15 protein-coding genes are annotated in these 17,223 nt (G+C 67.7%); 14 read left to right on the forward strand and 1 reads right to left on the reverse strand.

From position 1 onward, the window contains the following. Positions 1 to 3 precede the first annotated feature (3 nt). The 4 genes from ribH (at position 4) to hisF (ending at position 2,627) form a co-directional block, all read left to right on the forward strand. Positions 4 to 492 carry a 6,7-dimethyl-8-ribityllumazine synthase gene (gene ribH, locus RM50_RS02360; protein WP_043449537.1) on the forward strand — a complete coding sequence of 163 codons (489 nt, stop codon included), beginning with the start codon at positions 4 to 6 and terminating at the stop codon, positions 490 to 492. Between the two features lie 104 nt (positions 493 to 596). Then, positions 597 to 860 (forward strand): phosphoribosyl-ATP diphosphatase, encoded by a 264-nt coding sequence (locus RM50_RS02365; protein ID WP_009358176.1) that lies wholly within the window; start codon positions 597 to 599, stop codon positions 858 to 860. An 87-nt stretch (positions 861 to 947) separates the two neighbouring features. Then, entirely contained in the window at positions 948 to 1,808 is an 861-nt protein-coding gene (gene hisG / locus RM50_RS02370) for an ATP phosphoribosyltransferase (protein ID WP_043449539.1), read from the forward strand. Positions 1,809 to 1,850: 42 nt separating this feature from the next. After that, complete coding sequence (gene hisF, locus RM50_RS02375; protein ID WP_043449541.1) at positions 1,851 to 2,627, forward strand: imidazole glycerol phosphate synthase subunit HisF; 777 nt, start codon at positions 1,851 to 1,853, stop codon at positions 2,625 to 2,627. Between the two features lie 69 nt (positions 2,628 to 2,696). Here hisF and RM50_RS02380 read toward each other — a convergent pair whose 3' ends face one another. Further along, positions 2,697 to 3,341: a TIGR03085 family metal-binding protein gene (locus tag RM50_RS02380; protein WP_043449543.1), complete on the reverse strand. Its 645-nt coding sequence runs from the start codon at positions 3,339 to 3,341 to the stop codon at positions 2,697 to 2,699. 112 nt (positions 3,342 to 3,453) lie between these two features. On the opposite strand from RM50_RS02380, the gene hisI reads away from it, so the two are divergent. The 10 genes from hisI to RM50_RS02430 all read left to right on the forward strand — a co-directional run bounded on the left by hisI (position 3,454) and on the right by RM50_RS02430 (position 17,190). Continuing rightward, positions 3,454 to 3,903, forward strand: a complete 450-nt coding sequence (hisI, locus tag RM50_RS02385) for a phosphoribosyl-AMP cyclohydrolase (protein ID WP_052259910.1) — start codon at positions 3,454 to 3,456, stop codon at positions 3,901 to 3,903. A gap of 109 nt (positions 3,904 to 4,012) precedes the next feature. Next, on the forward strand, positions 4,013 to 5,575 hold the full coding sequence (locus RM50_RS02390) for an anthranilate synthase component I (protein WP_043449545.1): 1,563 nt from the start codon (positions 4,013 to 4,015) through the stop codon (positions 5,573 to 5,575). Further along, positions 5,575 to 6,219, forward strand: a complete 645-nt coding sequence (locus RM50_RS02395; protein WP_043449547.1) for a Trp biosynthesis-associated membrane protein — start codon at positions 5,575 to 5,577, stop codon at positions 6,217 to 6,219. Before RM50_RS02390 ends, RM50_RS02395 begins: the two co-directional genes overlap by 1 nt. Positions 6,220 to 6,324: 105 nt before the next feature. Then, the gene (locus RM50_RS02400; protein WP_043449549.1) at positions 6,325 to 6,612 is read left to right on the forward strand and encodes an HGxxPAAW family protein; all 288 of its coding nucleotides are present in this window, start codon (positions 6,325 to 6,327) and stop codon (positions 6,610 to 6,612) included. Then, on the forward strand, positions 6,612 to 7,433 hold the full coding sequence (gene trpC / locus RM50_RS02405) for an indole-3-glycerol phosphate synthase TrpC (protein ID WP_043449551.1): 822 nt from the start codon (positions 6,612 to 6,614) through the stop codon (positions 7,431 to 7,433). The genes RM50_RS02400 and trpC overlap by 1 nt, the downstream gene beginning before the upstream one ends. A gap of 115 nt (positions 7,434 to 7,548) precedes the next feature. Continuing rightward, on the forward strand, positions 7,549 to 8,868 hold the full coding sequence (trpB, locus tag RM50_RS02410) for a tryptophan synthase subunit beta (RefSeq protein ID WP_043449553.1): 1,320 nt from the start codon (positions 7,549 to 7,551) through the stop codon (positions 8,866 to 8,868). Positions 8,869 to 8,879: 11 nt separating this feature from the next. Continuing rightward, on the forward strand, positions 8,880 to 9,695 hold the full coding sequence (trpA, locus tag RM50_RS02415) for a tryptophan synthase subunit alpha (protein WP_043449711.1): 816 nt from the start codon (positions 8,880 to 8,882) through the stop codon (positions 9,693 to 9,695). 3 nt (positions 9,696 to 9,698) lie between these two features. Continuing rightward, on the forward strand, positions 9,699 to 10,865 hold the full coding sequence (gene lgt / locus RM50_RS02420) for a prolipoprotein diacylglyceryl transferase (RefSeq protein WP_043449555.1): 1,167 nt from the start codon (positions 9,699 to 9,701) through the stop codon (positions 10,863 to 10,865). Positions 10,866 to 11,126: 261 nt separating this feature from the next. After that, complete coding sequence (gene gltB / locus RM50_RS02425; protein ID WP_043449557.1) at positions 11,127 to 15,740, forward strand: glutamate synthase large subunit; 4,614 nt, start codon at positions 11,127 to 11,129, stop codon at positions 15,738 to 15,740. Beyond that, entirely contained in the window at positions 15,733 to 17,190 is a 1,458-nt protein-coding gene (locus tag RM50_RS02430; protein WP_043449559.1) for a glutamate synthase subunit beta, read from the forward strand. Before gltB ends, RM50_RS02430 begins: the two co-directional genes overlap by 8 nt. Positions 17,191 to 17,223 lie beyond the last annotated feature (33 nt).

The raw sequence follows: 17,223 nt of genomic DNA on the forward strand, positions 1-17,223 counted from the left end.
CACATGAGCGGACACGGCGCGCCCGACATCGACCTCAGCACCCTCAACCCGGCGGAGACCTCGCAGCTGAAGCTGGCGATCGTTGCAGCCAGCTGGCACACCCAGATCATGGACGGGCTCCTGGACGGCGCCCTCCGGGCTGCCAAGGACGCCGGCATCGCGGAGCCCACCGTCCTTCGGGTTCCCGGCAGCTTTGAGCTGCCGGTGGCCGCCGCGCGGCTGGCACCGCACTTCGACGCCGTGGTGGCCCTCGGCGTCGTGATCCGTGGCGGAACCCCGCACTTCGACTACGTCTGCCAGGCTGCGACGTCGGGCCTGACCGACGTCAGCGTCTCCACCGGCGTGCCGGTCGGCTTCGGTGTGCTCACCTGCGACACCGAACAGCAGGGCCTCGACCGCGCCGGCCTGCCCGGATCCAAGGAAGACAAGGGCCACGAAGCCGTCACCGCAGCGCTGGCCACCGCCGTCGTCCTCAAGCAGTACCGCAGCTAGGCACCGCTGCGCTGCACGGGCGCGGTGTGTATTCGCTCACATCGCGCCCGTCATGCAACGGCCCGGGAAGCGCCGCCGCGGCCGCACCAAGTAGGCTGGAGGGCGTGAAGAATTTCGAGACGCTGTTCGCTGAGCTCAGCGAGAAGGCAGCCACCCGTCCGGAAGGCTCCCGCACCGTCGCAGAATTGGAGTCCGGTGTTCACGGCATCGGCAAAAAAGTCGTTGAGGAAGCAGCCGAAGTATGGATGGCTGCCGAATATGAATCCGATGAAGCCGCGGCAGAGGAAATTTCCCAGCTTTTGTACCACCTGCAGGTTCTGATGCTCGCCAAAGGCCTGACCCTGGAAGACGTCTACAAGCATCTGTAGCCACCGGCCGGCGCATTTGCCGCCGTGCCCGCCGTGGCCTGCACTGCCTGATGAGACCAAGACCTTCCACCCCAGAAAGAATTCCCCATGCTGCGAGTAGCCGTCCCCAACAAGGGCTCCCTGTCCGAAGCCGCCTCCGCCATGCTCTCCGAAGCCGGATACCGCCAGCGGCGCGACAGCCGCGAGCTGGTGATGGTGGACCCCGACAACGACATCGAGTTCTTCTTCCTCCGTCCCCGTGACATCGCCGTGTACGTGGGCCAGGGAACGCTCGACGTCGGCATCACCGGCCGGGACCTCCTGCTGGACGCCGAGGTGGAAGCAGAAGAGCTGCTTCCGCTGGGGTTTGCCGCCTCCACCTTCCGCTTTGCAGGACCGGTGGGCGACTTCAGCTCCGCCGCCGAACTTGACGGCAAACGCCTCGCCACCAGCTACGACGGCCTGCTGCGCAACTACCTGGCCGAGCGGGGCATCAACGCCAAGGTGGTCAGGCTCGACGGTGCCGTGGAATCCTCGGTCCGGCTCGGCGTCGCCGACGCCATTGCGGACGTCGTCGAAACCGGCAACACCCTCAAGGCCGCCGGCATGGAAATCTTCGGCGAACCCATCCTGAAGTCCGAGGCCGTCCTGATCCGGCGCACCGGCAACGGTGGCGCGGCCAACGGCACGGCCAAGGAAATCGAGGTCCTCATCCGGCGCCTCCAGGGAGTCCTCGTGGCCCGGCAGTACGTGCTGATGGACTACGACATCCGCAAGGAGCTCGTGGAGAAGGCGGCCGGCCTGACCCCCGGCCTCGAATCGCCCACCGTCTCGCCGCTGCGCGATTCCGACTGGGTGGCGGTCCGGTCCATGGTGCCCAAGAAGGAAACCAACCGGATCATGGATGAGCTCTACGACCTCGGCGCCCGCGCCATCCTGGTCAGCAGCATCCACGCCTGCCGCATCTGACACCGGCCCCCACCAGAGCACCACAGAATTCCAGGAGTTCCCATGGCAGTAGCAGTACGGGTCATTCCCTGCCTTGATGTTGACGCCGGACGCGTCGTCAAGGGCGTCAACTTTGAGGGCCTCCGCGACGCCGGCGACCCCGTGGAACTCGCCCACCGCTACGACAACGCCGGCGCCGACGAACTGACATTCCTCGACGTCACGGCCTCCTCCGGCAACCGGGAGACCACCTTTGACGTGGTCCGCCGCACCGCCGAGGAAGTCTTCATCCCCCTGACGGTGGGCGGCGGTGTCCGCGGCGTGGCCGAGGTGGACAAACTCCTGCGCTACGGCGCGGACAAGGCCTCCATCAACACCGCTGCCGTGGCACGGCCCGACGTCATCGACGAGATCACCCGGCACTTCGGCTCGCAGGTGCTCGTCCTGTCCGTCGACGCCCGCCGCACCCGCCCGGGATCGAAGCCCACGCCGTCGGGCTTCGAAGTGACCACGCACGGCGGCCGCACCGGAACCGGCATCGACGCCATCGAATGGGCAAAGGAAGCAGCTGACAGGGGCGTGGGTGAGATCCTGCTGAACTCCATCGACGCCGACGGCACCAAGGACGGCTTCGACCTCGAACTGATCAAACTGGTCCGGGCCGCCGTCAGGGTCCCGATCATCGCCTCCGGCGGTGCGGGGGAGCCGGCGCACTTCCCGCCGGCGGTCGCAGCCGGCGCTGACGCGGTGCTGGCCGCCTCCATCTTCCACTGGGGGCCGGACAACATGATGCACCTGGTCAAGGACGCCATCCGCGCCGCGGGGTTTGAAGTCCGCTAGGACCGGTGGATGGGCCCACGCCCGCAGGGTTCCCTGGCTGAGCTTGCGAGGTTAGGGGGCGGGTGGGGACTAGAGCCCGACTTCGGCTGACTGCAGGAGGGCGACGGCGTCGGGCTGGCCTTCGAAGGTGACCAGGGCGTGGCGGGTCCGGCCGTGGGCGTGCATCAGCAGTTCGCCCGGCTCCCCGACAATCGCCACGGACACGGGTGCGCGTTTGGCAACGTGGCGCGGACCGGACGGCCGGACCAGCACAATGCCAAGGTCCACGCCGCGGTACAGGATGGCGGCACGCTTGACCAGTTCATCCCAGAGCGCGTCCGAGTAGGCCTCGTCCAGGGCCCTGGGCGCCCAGCGGTCCACGGCGCGGCGCACGTCTTCGGTGTGGACGAAGTACTCGATCAGGTTGGCGCTTTCGTCCAGCGCCTTGATGCTCATCGGGGAAAGCGCCGGCGGACCCGCGCGGAAGGTGTTCACCAGCCGGGCATAGTCTTCGGTGCTGGTCAGCTTGGCCGCGAGTTTGGCCGTGGCCTGGTCCGATGCCTTGGCCAGGCGCTTGATGATCAAACCGAGCCCGACGGCGGCCTTGCGCTCCCGCAGGTAAAGGTGCGCGGCAAGGTCCCTGGTGCGCCAGCCCTTGCACAGCGTGGGCGCATCAGGGCCCGCCGCAAGCAGGGTTTCGGCCAGGACTTCTCGGGACGGTTCGACGAAATGCATCACTTGGAAAACTAGCACGAGAGCTGCGCAGTTGGGCAGCACGGCGGTACCCGGTGGCGTGCCGTTGTTCACAACAGGAGAACGTGCCCGTGAAGGCACTAGACTTGATCCGATGTCTGAGCAGCCAACCCCCGTCCCAACCGCAGGAACAGCCGTGTCCGCGCCCATGCCGTCCGCAGGATCCGCCCCGGCCGCGCCCCCCGCCAGCCCGCTTCCGGAAGGGCTTGCCGCGGCGCTCAAGCGCGACGCCGCGGGGTTGGTGGCCGCAGTGGTGCAGCAGTACGACACCAACGAGGTGCTCATGCTGGGCTGGATGGATGACGAGGCCCTGCACCGCACCATGACCACCGGACGGGTGACCTTCTACTCCCGCTCGCGGCAGGAGTACTGGCGCAAGGGTGACACCTCGGGCCACGTGCAGTGGGTCAAATCCGTGGCGATGGACTGCGACGGCGACGCACTGCTGGTGCGCGTCGACCAGGTGGGTGCCGCCTGCCACACCGGCACCCGCACCTGCTTTGACGGCCGGGCCCTCGACGTAGTGGCCGGCCAGGCAGGCTGACCGGCAGGCGCCGGCACCACAGCCGCATACCCGGCCGCGCCACCCAGCAAGCACACTCCAGGCGCCCCCAACGCGGGCCCTTTCGAAGAACAGGCGGACAAGCATAGCCATGCAGGACCTTGGAACCATCAGCCCAAGCCTCGAGGAATTCCGGGAACTTGCCGGCCACAGCCGCGTCATCCCTGTCCGGCTCAAGGTCCTCGCAGACGCCGAAACCCCCATCGGCCTCTACCGGAAGCTGGCCCAGGGCCAACCCGGCACGTTCCTGATGGAATCCGCGGCTGTGGGCGGAGCCTGGTCCCGCTATTCCTTTATTGGGGCCAGGTCGCGTGCCACCTTGACCACGAAGGACGGCCAGGCGCACTGGCTCGGTGAACCGCCCGCGGGCGTACCGGTCAGCGGCAGCCCCGTCGACGCCGTCCGTGACACCATCGACGCCCTGCGCACCGACCGCTTCGACGGACTGCCGCCCTTCACCTCCGGCCTGGTCGGCTTCCTCGGCTGGGAAACCGTCCGGCACTGGGAACGGCTGGTCAGCCCGCCCGAGGACGACCTGCAGCTGCCCGAGATGGCGCTGAACCTGGTCACCGACATGGCAGTGCATGACAACGTGGACGGCACAGTCCTGCTGATTGCCAACGCCATCAACTTCGACAACAGCTCCGAGCGGGTGGACGAGGCCTGGCACGACGCCGTGGCACGCGTCAAGGAACTCCTGGCGAAGATCAGCGCACCGGTGGTGCAGCCGGTCTCCGTCCTGGCTCCTGCTGCCCTGGACTTCGCCTCCAGCGTCCAGGAGCGGTGGGACGAGGCCGAGTACCTTGCGGCGCTGGACCGCGGCAAGGAAGCCATTGTGGACGGCGAGGTCTTCCAGGTGGTGATTTCGCGCCGTTTCGAGATGGAATGCCAGGCGTCCGCGCTGGACGTGTACCGGGTGCTGCGGAACACCAACCCCAGCCCCTACATGTACATCTTCAGCCTGGCCGACGCCGAAGGCCGCGAGTACTCCATCGTGGGGTCCTCTCCGGAAGCACTGGTGACGGTCACGGGCGGGGAAGTCATCACCCACCCGATCGCCGGCTCCAGGCCGCGTGGCAAGACGGTGGAGGCGGACAAGGCCCTCGCCGAGGAGCTCCTCGCGGACCAGAAGGAACGCGCCGAGCACCTCATGCTGGTGGACCTGTCCCGCAACGACCTCTCGAAGGTCTGCGTGGCCGGCACCGTGGACGTCACCCAGTTCATGGAGGTGGAGCGCTTCAGCCACATCATGCACCTGGTGTCCACCGTGGTGGGCCGGCTGGCACCGAAGGCCAAGGCCTATGACGTACTCAAGGCCACCTTCCCGGCCGGCACCCTGTCCGGGGCGCCCAAGCCCAGGGCACTGCGCCTCCTCGACGAGCTGGAACCCCACCGCCGCGGCATCTACGGCGGCGTGGTGGGCTACCTCGACTTCGCCGGCGACATGGACATGGCCATTGCCATCCGGTCCGCCCTGATCCGGGAAGGCCGCGCCTACGTGCAGGCCGGCGGCGGCATCGTTGCCGACTCCGTAAACCCCACCGAGGCCCTCGAAACCGTCAACAAGGCCGCCGCCCCGCTGCGCGCCGTGCACACGGCCGGGTCGCTGCACAACATTTCCGCGGAATCCCTCCCCGGCGGGACGGAGTCCTGATGGCGGATCCGGGTACCGCTGCGGACCGCCCCGGAAAGACCGGGAAGAAACGGCCGGTGCCGGTGTGGGCGCGCAAGTCGACCTTGGTCATGCTGATCACCGTCCTGGCCCTGGCTGCCTTCGGCACCACGACCCAGACGTGGATGAGTGCCACCCTGGACCCCAACCAGGTGGGCCAGGCCGGCGCCGCCCAGAATGCCATCCAGGTCCAGGGCAGCAAGGCGGCCACCACCGTCACGGCACTGGCCCTTGTAGCGCTTGCCGGCGGCCTGGCCGCAGCCATTGCCGGCAGGATCGCCCGGTGGGTCATCACCGCCATCATCGTCCTTGCCTCCGCCGGCGTGGCAGCCGCTGCGGCCACTGTCCTCGCCGATCCGCTGGCGGCGGCACAGGGGAGCATCGCAGCCGCCACGGGTGTCTCCGGAAGCCAGGCGCACGTTGAGCTCACCGCCTTCCCGGTGCTCGCCGTCGTCGCCGGCTGCCTGCTGGTGCTGGCCGCCCTGCTGATCGTGCCGGCATCCCGTTATTGGAAATCGCGGACGAAATATGACGCACCCGCCACCGCGGGGGCCGCGGCACCGGTGGGCCCGGTGGATGAAATCGACAGCTGGGACCGGCTGTCGCGCGGCGAGGACCCGACCTAAGGCCAGGGGCTGCCGCCGCGGTCCGGGCGTCGACGCCCGCCGATACGCGGGTGGCAGCCAAAAAATGGCAGAATGTAAGCAGTATCCACCCTGAGGAGATTTTCCATGAGCAAAGCACCTGCGTCCGTTTCCAAGTCAGGCACCCGCACGGTGGCCCCCGGCGTCATTGACCACAGCCAGGAACTGGGCCACGGCAACAGCCCCGCCGCCTGGACCTGCGTCATCGTCATGCTCGTCGGTGCGCTCATCGCAGCCATCGCCTTCGTCATCGCCAGCACGCCCATCTTCATCGGCGGCGCCGTGGTCATGGTCATCGGCCTGATCCTCGGTTACGTCATGCGCAAGGCAGGCTACGGCGTCGAAGGCAGCAAGCTGAAGAACTCCGGCCACTGATGGCGACTGTTCTCGACGACATCAACGCCGGTGTCAGGGAGGATATGGAGGCCAGGAAGCGGCTCGTTTCCCTGGCTGAGCTGAAGGACCGTGCCCGGGCCGCCGCGCCTGCCCGCGACGCCTGGGCGGCCCTCGGCGGAACCTCCCCAACCCGGGAACAGCTGAAAGTCATTGCCGAAATCAAGCGCCGCAGCCCCTCCAAGGGCGACCTCGCCAGCATCGGCGATCCGGCGTCCCTCGCCAGGCAATACGCCGACGGCGGGGCCTCCGTCATCAGCGTCCTCACCGAGCAGCGCCGCTTCAACGGCTCCCTCGCCGACCTCGACGCCGTGCGCGCCGCCGTCGACACCCCGCTGCTGCGCAAGGATTTCACCCTCGACGAGTACCAGGTCTGGGAGGCCCGTGCCCACGGGGCCGACCTCATCCTCCTCATCGTGGCCGCGCTCTCCGACGCCCAGCTGTCCGAGTTCAGCGCCCTCAGCCGCAAGCTTGGCATGAACGTGCTGGTGGAGACCCACACCGAAGAGGAAATCGAGCGGGCCGTGGCGGCCAACGCCCGGATCATCGGCGTCAACGTGCGCAATTTGAAGACGCTCGACGTCGACCGCTCAGTCTTTGCCTCCCTGGCAGGGCTGATACCCGCGGAGGCAATCGTGGTGGCCGAATCAGGCGTCCGCGACGCCGACGACGTCACGCACTACGCCGCCAGCGGCGCCAACGCCATCCTGGTGGGCGAAGCTTTGGTCAGCCACGCCACTCCCCGGGAGCGGATTGCCGAATTCACTGCGGCAGGTGCCGCAGCCATCGCCGCCCGGGCCTGACCACACCTGGACGCAAACCCCTGCGGGTCCGGCTTGCCGCCGGCCCCAGGAACATCGTCCGGCGCCGCCGGACCAGCATGCTTTTGACCGACCAACTCTGAACAGGACAGGACTGATGGCTGACGCACCCTCAGGAAAAGCTGACAACATCACTACGGAAGCATTCCTGCAGGGCGGATCCCTCCGCCACGCCCCGGGGCCGTACTTCGGCAACTACGGCGGCCGATGGATGCCCGAGTCGCTGATCGCCGCCCTGGACGAACTGGAAGAGACCTTCAACAAGGCCAAGGACGATCCAGAGTTCCGCGCACAGATCGCGGACCTGAACAAGAATTACTCCGGCCGGCCGTCCCTGCTGACCGAGGCCAAGCGGTTCTCCCAGCACGCCGGCGGGGTGCGGGTCTTCCTCAAGCGCGAGGACCTCAACCACACCGGGTCCCACAAGATCAACAACGTCCTGGGCCAGGCGCTGCTCGCCAAGCGCATGGGCAAGACCCGTATCATCGCCGAAACCGGCGCGGGCCAGCACGGCGTGGCCAGCGCCACCGCGGCTGCCCTCCTGGGCCTGGAATGCGTGGTCTACATGGGCGCCGAGGACTGCCGCCGCCAGGCGCTGAACGTCGCCCGGATGGAACTCCTGGGCGCCAAGGTGATCCCGGTGACCAGCGGCTCGCAGACCCTCAAGGACGCCATCAACGACGCCCTCCGGGACTGGGTGGCCAACGTCGCCAACACCCACTACCTGCTTGGCACGGCGGCCGGCGCCCACCCGTTCCCGGCCATGGTGCGTTACTTCCACGAGGTCATCGGTGACGAGGCCCGCGCCCAGATCCTGGAGCAGGAAGGACGCCTCCCGGATGCCGTCTGCGCCTGCATCGGCGGCGGTTCCAACGCCATCGGCATCTTCCACGGGTTCCTGGACGACCCCTCCGTAAAGATCTACGGCTTTGAGGCGGGCGGCGACGGCGTGGAGACCGGCCGGCACGCTGCCACCATCAGCCTGGGCAAGCCCGGCGTCCTCCACGGCGCACGGTCCTACCTGATGCAGGACGACGACGGCCAAACCATTGAGTCGCACTCCATCTCGGCGGGCCTGGACTACCCCGGCGTCGGCCCGGAGCACTCCTACCTGTCCGACATTGGGCGGGTGAGCTACGAGCCCATCACGGACAGCGAAGCCATGGAGGCCTTCCGCCTGCTGTGCCGCACCGAGGGCATCATTCCCGCCATCGAGTCCTCGCATGCCCTGGCCGGAGCCATCAAGGTAGGCCAGCGCCTGGCCGCCGAGGACCCAGCCACCGCCGGCGAAAAAATCATCATCGTCAACCTGTCCGGGCGCGGGGATAAGGACGTGGCCACCGCCGCCGAATGGTTTGACCTGTTGGACAAGAATTCCGCCGAATCCGAAATCGGCAAAGAGGGGGAGCAGCTGTGAACCACGCAGAGATGACCAGCAAGTCGGCAGCCGCCATTGACCGGGCCCGGGCGCAGGGACGCTCCGCCCTCATCGGCTACCTCCCCGCCGGCTACCCCAGCGTGGAGGACACCATCGCCGCCGGCATTGCCCTGGCGGAGAACGGTGCCGACCTGATCGAGATCGGCATCCCGTACTCGGATCCGGTGATGGACGGCCAGGTCATCCAGGCCGCCACCACCGAGGCCCTCGCCAAGGGCTTCCATGTCAGCCAGGTCTTCGACGTCGTGGCCGGCATCACCAGCAGGACCGACGCCGCCGTCCTGGTCATGACCTACTGGAACCCCGTGGTCCGCATGGGCGTGGACGAATTCTCGCGCCGGCTGGCCGAGGCCGGGGGAGCCGGGCTCATCACCCCGGACCTCATCCCTGATGAAGCAGCCGAGTGGATGGACGCCTCGGACAAGTACGGCCTGGACCGGGTGTTCCTCGTGGCCCCGTCCTCCACCCCCGAGCGCATGCAGCGCACCGTGGACGCCAGCCGCGGCTTTGTCTACGCCGTCTCCATCATGGGCGTCACCGGCGCCCGGACATCGGTCAGCACGGCGGCGAAGGACGTTGTGGCAGCAGCCCACGCGGCAGGTGCCGAACACGTCTGCGTGGGACTTGGCGTCTCCAGCGCGGACCAGGTCCGCGAAATTGCCGCCTACGCAGAAGGCGTCATCGTAGGCACCGCCCTGGTGGCAGCACTGCGGGACGGGGGAGTGGACGCCGTCGCCGCCCTCACCAAGGACCTCAGCACGGGACTCGTGCCGGAAACCGGCCGCACCCAGGAAGCCGGGGCCTAGGCCATGCAGCCATTCCTCCAGGCGGCAGCCCTGGCCCCCGGCCTGGTTCCCGCCAGCATCCCCAGCCCGGACTGGTCCGGCTTCGACATCCCCCTGCCCTGGGGAACCTTGCGGATCCACGCCTACGCCCTGTGCATCCTGGCCGGCATCATCGTCGGCCTGTGGCTGACCTCCGTCCGCTGGGCCAAGCGCGGCGCCCCTGAAGGCAGTGTCTGGGACATCGTCATCTGGGCCATCCCGCTGGGCATTATCGGCGGCCGGCTCTACCACGTGGTGTCCTCCCCGGACGCCTACTTCGGCCCCGGCTTCGACGGCACCGGGGACCTCTCCCTGATTCCGCAGATCTGGCGCGGCGGCCTGGGGATCTGGGGTGCCGTGGTCCTGGGCGCCGTGGGTGCCTGGATCGGCTGCCGCCGCAGCGGGGTCAAGCTCAGCGCGTTCGTGGACGCGGCTGCGCCCGGGCTGCTCCTGGCCCAGGCGGTGGGCCGTTGGGGAAACTACTTCAACCAGGAACTTTTTGGCGGCCCCACCACGCTGCCCTGGGGGCTGCAGGTCGACGCCGACAACCCCAACTTCCCGGCCGGCATGCCCGCAGACACCCTGTTCCACCCCACCTTCCTCTACGAATCGCTGTGGAACCTGGCAGGCGTGCTGATCCTGCTTGCCCTGGACCGGCGCTTCCACTTCCGCCGCAGCCGGCTCTTCTGGCTCTATGCCATGTATTACACGCTGGGTCGCGTGTGGATCGAAGCGATGCGGATCGACGACGCCGAACAGATCACCATCTTCGGCATCACCACGCGCCTGAACGTGTGGACCAGCATCTTCGTATTCCTCGCGGCACTGATCGCCTTCATCCTGCTGGGCCTCAAGGGCCGGCCGGACCCGGACACCGTCTACCTCCCCGGCCACGAGCCTGTGGGGGACAGCACGGAACGCCCGGATGCCGGGACAGTCATAGAAGTCCGTGATCCGGACGCCGTTGTCTCAGATAGTGATTCGCGTGGTAATCTCCCTGATAACCAAAGCGGTTCCAGGCGTGCTTCCGACCCCACGGAAGAAGCCGAGGCTGCACCGGCGGGCTCCAAGCCCGGACCGGATGCAACGGCTGCCGGGCACTCCGGCAGCACAGCCACAGGGTCCGCATCGGAGGCCGGCTCCGGCAAGTAGGACGCCGGCCAGGCAGGGCAGCAGAGCCACCGCTCGAAGGGCCCGCAACCACAATGTCGTGGCATGGGGCACTATCCGTACAGCGTGAAGCTGCTGTCCGGTGTTGTCCCGGGCAGGGGCCTGCGTAACCGTTAGTTCAGCAGGCTGCGCTGACCTACAATTTCCAGTAATCAACACTTTGTTGTGCCCTTGCAACGGCGCCGACGAGTGGGGCCAACGGTGTCCCTTCCATACGCACGATCAGGAGGAAGGACGTCTCCCATGACCCAAACTCTTAACACTCCCAGCTGGTCTGAACCGGATCAGCCCGGGACTGCACTGTCGCCGTTCAAGCGCTTCGCCGCCATGCCGGAGGCTGCCGGGCTGTACAACCCGGAGCAGGAGAAGGACGCGTGCGGCCTTGCCATCATCGCGACCCTCCGCGGCGAGCCCGGGTACGACATCGTTGATGCCGCCCTGACCGCGCTGCGCAACCTGGAACACCGCGGTGCCGTGGGCGCCGACGAGGGAACCGGGGACGGAGCCGGCCTGCTGATGCAGATCCCGGACGAATTCTTCCGCGCCGTCACCGAGTTCGAACTGCCTGCCCCGGGCCAGTACGTTGCCGGCACTGCCTTCCTGCCTGCCGAGCAGCGGGAAGCCGACGCCGCCAAGGCCGGCATCGAAGGCCTTGCCGCCGATGAGGGCCTGAAGGTCCTCGGGTGGCGCGAAGTGCCCGTCGTCGCCGACCTCGTCGGGGCCATGGCGCGTGCCTGCATGCCCTACTTCTCCCAGCCGTTCCTGGCCGCCGCCAACGGGGAGGAACTGGACCGCAACGAACTCGATGCCCGGGCCTGGCGCATCCGCAAGCGGGCCCAGAACAAGTTCGGCGTCTACTTCCCGTCGCTGTCCTCCCGCACCATCGTCTACAAGGGCATGCTCACCACCGCCCAGCTGGAGCCGTTCTACCCGGACCTGTCCGACAAGCGGTTCAAGACCAAGCTGGCGATCGTGCACTCGCGCTTCTCCACCAACACCTTCCCGTCCTGGCCCCTCGCGCAGCCGTTCCGGACCATCGCCCACAACGGTGAAATCAATACCGTCAAGGGCAACCGGAACTGGATGCGTGCCCGCCAGTCGCAGCTCGCCAACCCGCTGCTGGGCGACTCGCCGGAAGAGCTGTACCCCATCTGCACCCCCGGCGCCTCCGATTCCGCGTCCTTCGACGAGGTAGCGGAACTGCTGTGGCTCTCCGGCCGGCCCATCACGCACGCGATCATGATGATGATCCCCGAGGCCTGGGAAAACCACGCCACCATGGATCCCGCACGCCGTGCGTTCTACGAGTACCACTCGCTGCTGATGGAACCGTGGGACGGCCCCGCCGCCGTCTCCTTCACCGACGGCAACCTGGTGGGCGCCACCCTGGACCGCAACGGCCTGCGCCCCGGCCGCTTCTGGATCACCGAGGACGGCCTGATCGTCTTCGCCTCCGAGGTGGGCGTCATCGACGTCGAGCCCTCCAAGGTGGTCAAAAAGGGCCGCGTTTCCCCGGGCAAGATGTTCCTGGTGGACACCGAGGCCGGCCGCATCATCGACGATGAAGAGGTCAAGGCAGAGGTTGCCGCGGCAAACCCGTGGGCCGACTGGGTCAAGGACAACCTGATCGACCTCAACGAACTTCCCGAGCGCGAGCACGTGGTGCACACGGCAGCCTCCGTCAACATCCGCCAGCGCACCTTCGGCTACACCACCGAGGAACTGAAGATCCTGCTGGGCCCGATGGCCCGCACCGGTGCCGAGCCGCTGGGCGCCATGGGTTCGGACACCCCCGTGGCGGTGCTGTCCAAGCGCCCGCGCCTGCTCTTCGATTACTTCGTGCAGTCCTTCGCGCAGGTGACCAACCCGCCGCTGGACGCCATCCGCGAGGAACTGGTCACCTCCCTGACCTGCGCCATCGGCCCCAACGGCAACCTCCTGGACACCAAGCAGGTCCGCCAGCCGCAGGTACAGCTGCCCTTCCCGGTGATCAACAACGACCAGCTCGCCAAGATCGCCAATATCGAGGACGCGGACGGCAACCGTGTGGCCATGAAGGTCCGCGGCCTCTACCGGCCCGAAGGCGGCGAGAACGCGCTGCGCGCACGGCTGACCGAAATCTGCGAGCAGGTGTCCGGCGCCATCAACCGCGGCGTGCAGTACATCGTGCTCTCCGACCGCGACTCCAACGCCCAGTGGGCGCCCATCCCGTCCCTGCTGCTGGTCAGCGCCGTGCACCACCACCTGCTGCGCAGTGCCAACCGCACCAAGACCGCCCTGGTGGTGGAGGCCGGCGACGTCCGCGAGACGCACCATGTTGCGGTCCTGATCGGTTACGGCGCATCCGCTGTCAACCCGTACCTGGCCATGGAATCGGTGGAGCAGCTCATCGCTGCCGGCGACGTCACCGGCGTCACCCCGCAGGACGGTGTCTACAACCTCATCAAGGGCCTGGGCAAGGGCGTCCTGAAGATCATGTCCAAGATGGGCATCTCCACGGTGGCCTCCTACACTGGCGCCCAGACCTTCGAGGCACTGGGCCTCGGCCAGGAACTGGTGGACGAATTCTTCGCTGGCACGCACTCCCAGCTGGGCGGCGTGGGCCTGGACGTCATCGCGGCCGAAGTTTCCGCGCGGCACCAGATGGCCTACCCCGAGGGCGGCATCGAGCAGCCGCACCGCCCATTGCTGGGCGGCGGCGAGTACCAGTGGCGCCGCGACGGCGAGCCGCACCTGTTCAACCCGGAGACCGTCTTCCGGCTGCAGCACGCCACCCGTGAACGCCGCTACGACATCTTCAAGGCCTACACCAAGGGCGTGGACGACCAGTCCACCAACCTGATGACCCTCCGCGGCCTGCTCAAGTTCAAGAACGAGCGCCCCTCCGTGCCCCTTGAGGAAGTGGAGCCCGTCTCCAGCATCGTCAAGCGGTTCTCCACCGGAGCCATGAGCTACGGCTCCATCTCCCAGGAGGCCCACGAGACGCTGGCCATCGCCATGAACCAGCTGGGCGGCAAGTCCAACACCGGCGAAGGCGGCGAGGACGTGGACCGCCTGCTCGACCCCAGGCGCCGTTCCGCGGTCAAGCAGATCGCCTCCGGCCGGTTCGGGGTCACCAGCCTCTACCTCACCAACGCCGACGACATCCAGATCAAGATGGCTCAGGGTGCCAAGCCCGGCGAGGGCGGCCAGCTCATGGCGCAGAAGGTCTACCCGTGGGTGGCCCGGACGCGGCACTCTACCCCCGGCGTCGGGCTGATCTCCCCGCCCCCGCACCACGACATCTACTCGATCGAGGACCTCGCGCAGCTCATCTATGATGCCAAGCGCGCCAACCCCTCGGCACGGGTGCACGTGAAGCTTGTCTCGGAAGTCGGGATCGGCACCGTGGCGTCCGGCGTGACGAAGGCGAAGGCCGACGTCGTACTTGTCTCCGGACATGACGGCGGCACGGGCGCCTCGCCGCTGAACTCGCTCAAGCACGCCGGTGTCCCGTGGGAGCTCGGCCTCGCCGAGACCCAGCAGACGCTGATGCTCAACGGCCTGCGCGACCGCGTGGTGGTGCAGGTGGACGGCCAGCTCAAGACCGGCCGCGACGTGGTCATCGCCGCCCTGCTTGGCGGTGAGGAGTTCGGCTTCGCCACCGCCCCGCTGGTGGTGGAAGGCTGCATCATGATGCGCGTCTGCCACCTGGACACCTGCCCCGTGGGCGTCGCCACCCAGAACCCCGAGCTGCGCGCCCGCTTCAGCGGCAAGCCCGAGTTCGTGGTGAACTTCTTCGAGTTCCTGGCCGAGGAAGTCCGCGAGATCCTCGCGGAGCTCGGTTTCCGGAGCCTCGAGGAGGCCATCGGCCACGCCGAGGTCCTGGACACCCGCGAAGCCATCGATCACTGGAAGGCCGAGGGCCTGGACCTGGATCCGATCCTGCACGGCCTGGAGTTCGACGACGACGCGCCGCTGCGCAACATGACCGGCCAGAACCATGAACTGGACAAGCACTTCGACCAGCGCCTGATCACCATGGCCACCGAAGCGCTGACGGACCGCAGCCCGGTGAAGATCACCGTGGACGTCATCAACACCGACCGTTCGGTGGGCACCATGCTGGGCCACGTTGTCACCAAGACCTTTGGTACCGACGTCCTGGCCACGGACACCATCGACATCACACTGAACGGCACCGCCGGGCAGTCGCTGGGCGCCTTCCTGCCCGCAGGCATCACCTTGCGGCTCTTCGGTGACTCGAACGACTACGTGGGCAAGGGACTCTCCGGCGGCCGGATCATCGTCCGCCCGGACCGGACCAACGTGTTCAAGGCGGAGACCAATGTCATCGCCGGCAACGTCATCGGCTACGGCGCCACCAGCGGCGAGCTGTTCCTGCGCGGCCAGGTGGGCGAACGCTTCCTGGTCCGCAACTCCGGTGCCACCGCCGTCGTCGAAGGCATCGGCGACCACGGCTGTGAGTACATGACCGGCGGCCAGACACTGATCATCGGCCGCACCGGCCGCAACTTCGGCGCCGGCATGTCCGGCGGCACCGCCTACGTCCTGGACCTGGATACCGCCAAGGTCAACAAGGACGCCCTGCAGTCCGGCGAACTCCAGCTCCGCGAGCTGGATGCCGAGGACCGCGACATCGTCCACGGCCTGCTGGTCAAGCACGTGGAAGAAACTGACTCCCAGCTGGCGGCGCGCCTCCTCGAGAACTTCGATGACACCGCTGCCCGCATCACCAAGGTGCTGCCGCGCGACTACGCGGCCGTGCTGCAAACCCGTCTCGACGCCATCGAAGAGGGCCTTGACCCGGACGGCGAAGAAGTATGGTCTCGAATCCTGGAGGTGACCGGTGGCTGATCCACGCGGATTTCTGAAAGTACGCCAGCGTGAAACCCAGCCGCGCCGTCCCGTTCCTGTCCGCATCATGGACTGGAAGGAAGTTTATGAGGCGCAGGAAAAGGGCACGCTGAAGGCCCAGGCCGGGCGCTGCATGGACTGCGGCGTCCCGTTCTGCCACCAGGGCTGCCCGCTGGGCAACCTGATTCCCGAGTGGAACGACCTCATGTGGCGGGACAAGGGCGAGGAAGCGATCGAGCGGCTGCACGCTACGAACAACTTCCCGGAGTTCACCGGCCGGCTCTGCCCGGCTCCCTGCGAGGCGTCCTGCGTGCTGGGAATCAACCAGCCCGCCGTGACCATCAAGCAGGTTGAGGTGTCGATCATCGACGAGGCCTGGGACAACGGCTGGGTTAACCCTCTGCCGCCCACGCGCCTCACCGGCAAGACCGTGGCCGTGGTCGGTTCCGGCCCTGCAGGCCTGGCCGTCGCCCAGCAGCTCACCCGGGTGGGCCACACCGTGGCCGTCTATGAGCGGGACGACAAGATCGGCGGACTGCTCCGCTACGGCATCCCCGACTTCAAGATGGAAAAGGAGCAGGTGGACCGCCGCGTCGAACAGATGAAGTCCGAAGGCACCCGCTTCCGGACCGGCGTGGCCGTGGGGACCGACGTGACCTGGGAGCAGCTGCGCCGGCGTTACGACGCCGTCGTGGTCTGCACCGGCGCCACCGTCCCGCGCGACCTGCCCATACCGGGCCGCGACCTGGACGGCATCCACTTCGCCATGGACTACCTGGTTCCCGCCAACCGCGCGGTGGCCGGGGAAACCATCGAAAACCAGATCAACGCGCACGGCAAGCACGTGGTGATCCTCGGCGGCGGCGACACCGGTGCCGACTGCCTGGGTACCGCCCACCGGCACGGCGCTGCCTCGGTGACCACCCTGGCAATCGGCAAGCAGCCGCCGTCGGAGCGTGCCAGCCACCAGCCCTGGCCGACGTTCCCCACCCTGTTCGAGGTGGCCAGCGCCCACGAGGAAGGCGGCGAACGCACCTACCTCGCCTCCACCGTCGAGTTCGTTGGCGAAAACGGCAAGCTGACCGGCGTCAAGGTGGCCGAGACGGAATTCGTGGACGGCAAGCGCCTGCCCAAGGCCGGCACCGAGCGGATCATCCCGGCCGACCTGGTGTTCCTGTCCCTGGGCTTCACCGGCGCCGAGCCGGCCGGGATCACCGAGCAGGTTCACGCCGAATTCGATGGCCGCGGCAACGTGGCCCGCGACGGCTACTACATGACCAACACCGAAGGTGTCTTCGTCGCCGGTGATGCCGGCCGCGGACAGTCGTTGATCGTGTGGGCCATCGCCGAAGGCCGTGCCGCCGCAGCAGCCGTGGACAAGTACCTGATGGGAAGCACCATCCTCCCCGCTCCCGTTGCGCCGACGGACCGCGCCATCGCCGTCCTCTAGCCACAGACCCGGGGGATGCACCGAGGGTTCACC

Origin of the sequence: Pseudarthrobacter phenanthrenivorans, from assembly GCF_000813845.1 — a bacterium.
Lineage (GTDB): Bacteria > Actinomycetota > Actinomycetes > Actinomycetales > Micrococcaceae > Arthrobacter > Arthrobacter phenanthrenivorans_B.

Coding starts and splice junctions, on each gene's coding strand:
- trpA (WP_043449711.1), top strand. CDS start 8,880: ATGACCAGCAAGTCGGCAGCCGCCATTGACCGGGCCCGGGCGCAGGGA.
- gltB (WP_043449557.1), top strand. CDS start 11,127: ATGACCCAAACTCTTAACACTCCCAGCTGGTCTGAACCGGATCAGCCC.
- hisI (WP_052259910.1), top strand. CDS start 3,454: ATGTCTGAGCAGCCAACCCCCGTCCCAACCGCAGGAACAGCCGTGTCC.
- RM50_RS02380 (WP_043449543.1), bottom strand. CDS start 3,341: ATGCATTTCGTCGAACCGTCCCGAGAAGTCCTGGCCGAAACCCTGCTT.
- ribH (WP_043449537.1), top strand. CDS start 4: ATGAGCGGACACGGCGCGCCCGACATCGACCTCAGCACCCTCAACCCG.
- trpC (WP_043449551.1), top strand. CDS start 6,612: ATGGCGACTGTTCTCGACGACATCAACGCCGGTGTCAGGGAGGATATG.
- lgt (WP_043449555.1), top strand. CDS start 9,699: ATGCAGCCATTCCTCCAGGCGGCAGCCCTGGCCCCCGGCCTGGTTCCC.
- hisG (WP_043449539.1), top strand. CDS start 948: ATGCTGCGAGTAGCCGTCCCCAACAAGGGCTCCCTGTCCGAAGCCGCC.
- hisF (WP_043449541.1), top strand. CDS start 1,851: ATGGCAGTAGCAGTACGGGTCATTCCCTGCCTTGATGTTGACGCCGGA.
- RM50_RS02395 (WP_043449547.1), top strand. CDS start 5,575: ATGGCGGATCCGGGTACCGCTGCGGACCGCCCCGGAAAGACCGGGAAG.
- RM50_RS02390 (WP_043449545.1), top strand. CDS start 4,013: ATGCAGGACCTTGGAACCATCAGCCCAAGCCTCGAGGAATTCCGGGAA.
- RM50_RS02400 (WP_043449549.1), top strand. CDS start 6,325: ATGAGCAAAGCACCTGCGTCCGTTTCCAAGTCAGGCACCCGCACGGTG.
- trpB (WP_043449553.1), top strand. CDS start 7,549: ATGGCTGACGCACCCTCAGGAAAAGCTGACAACATCACTACGGAAGCA.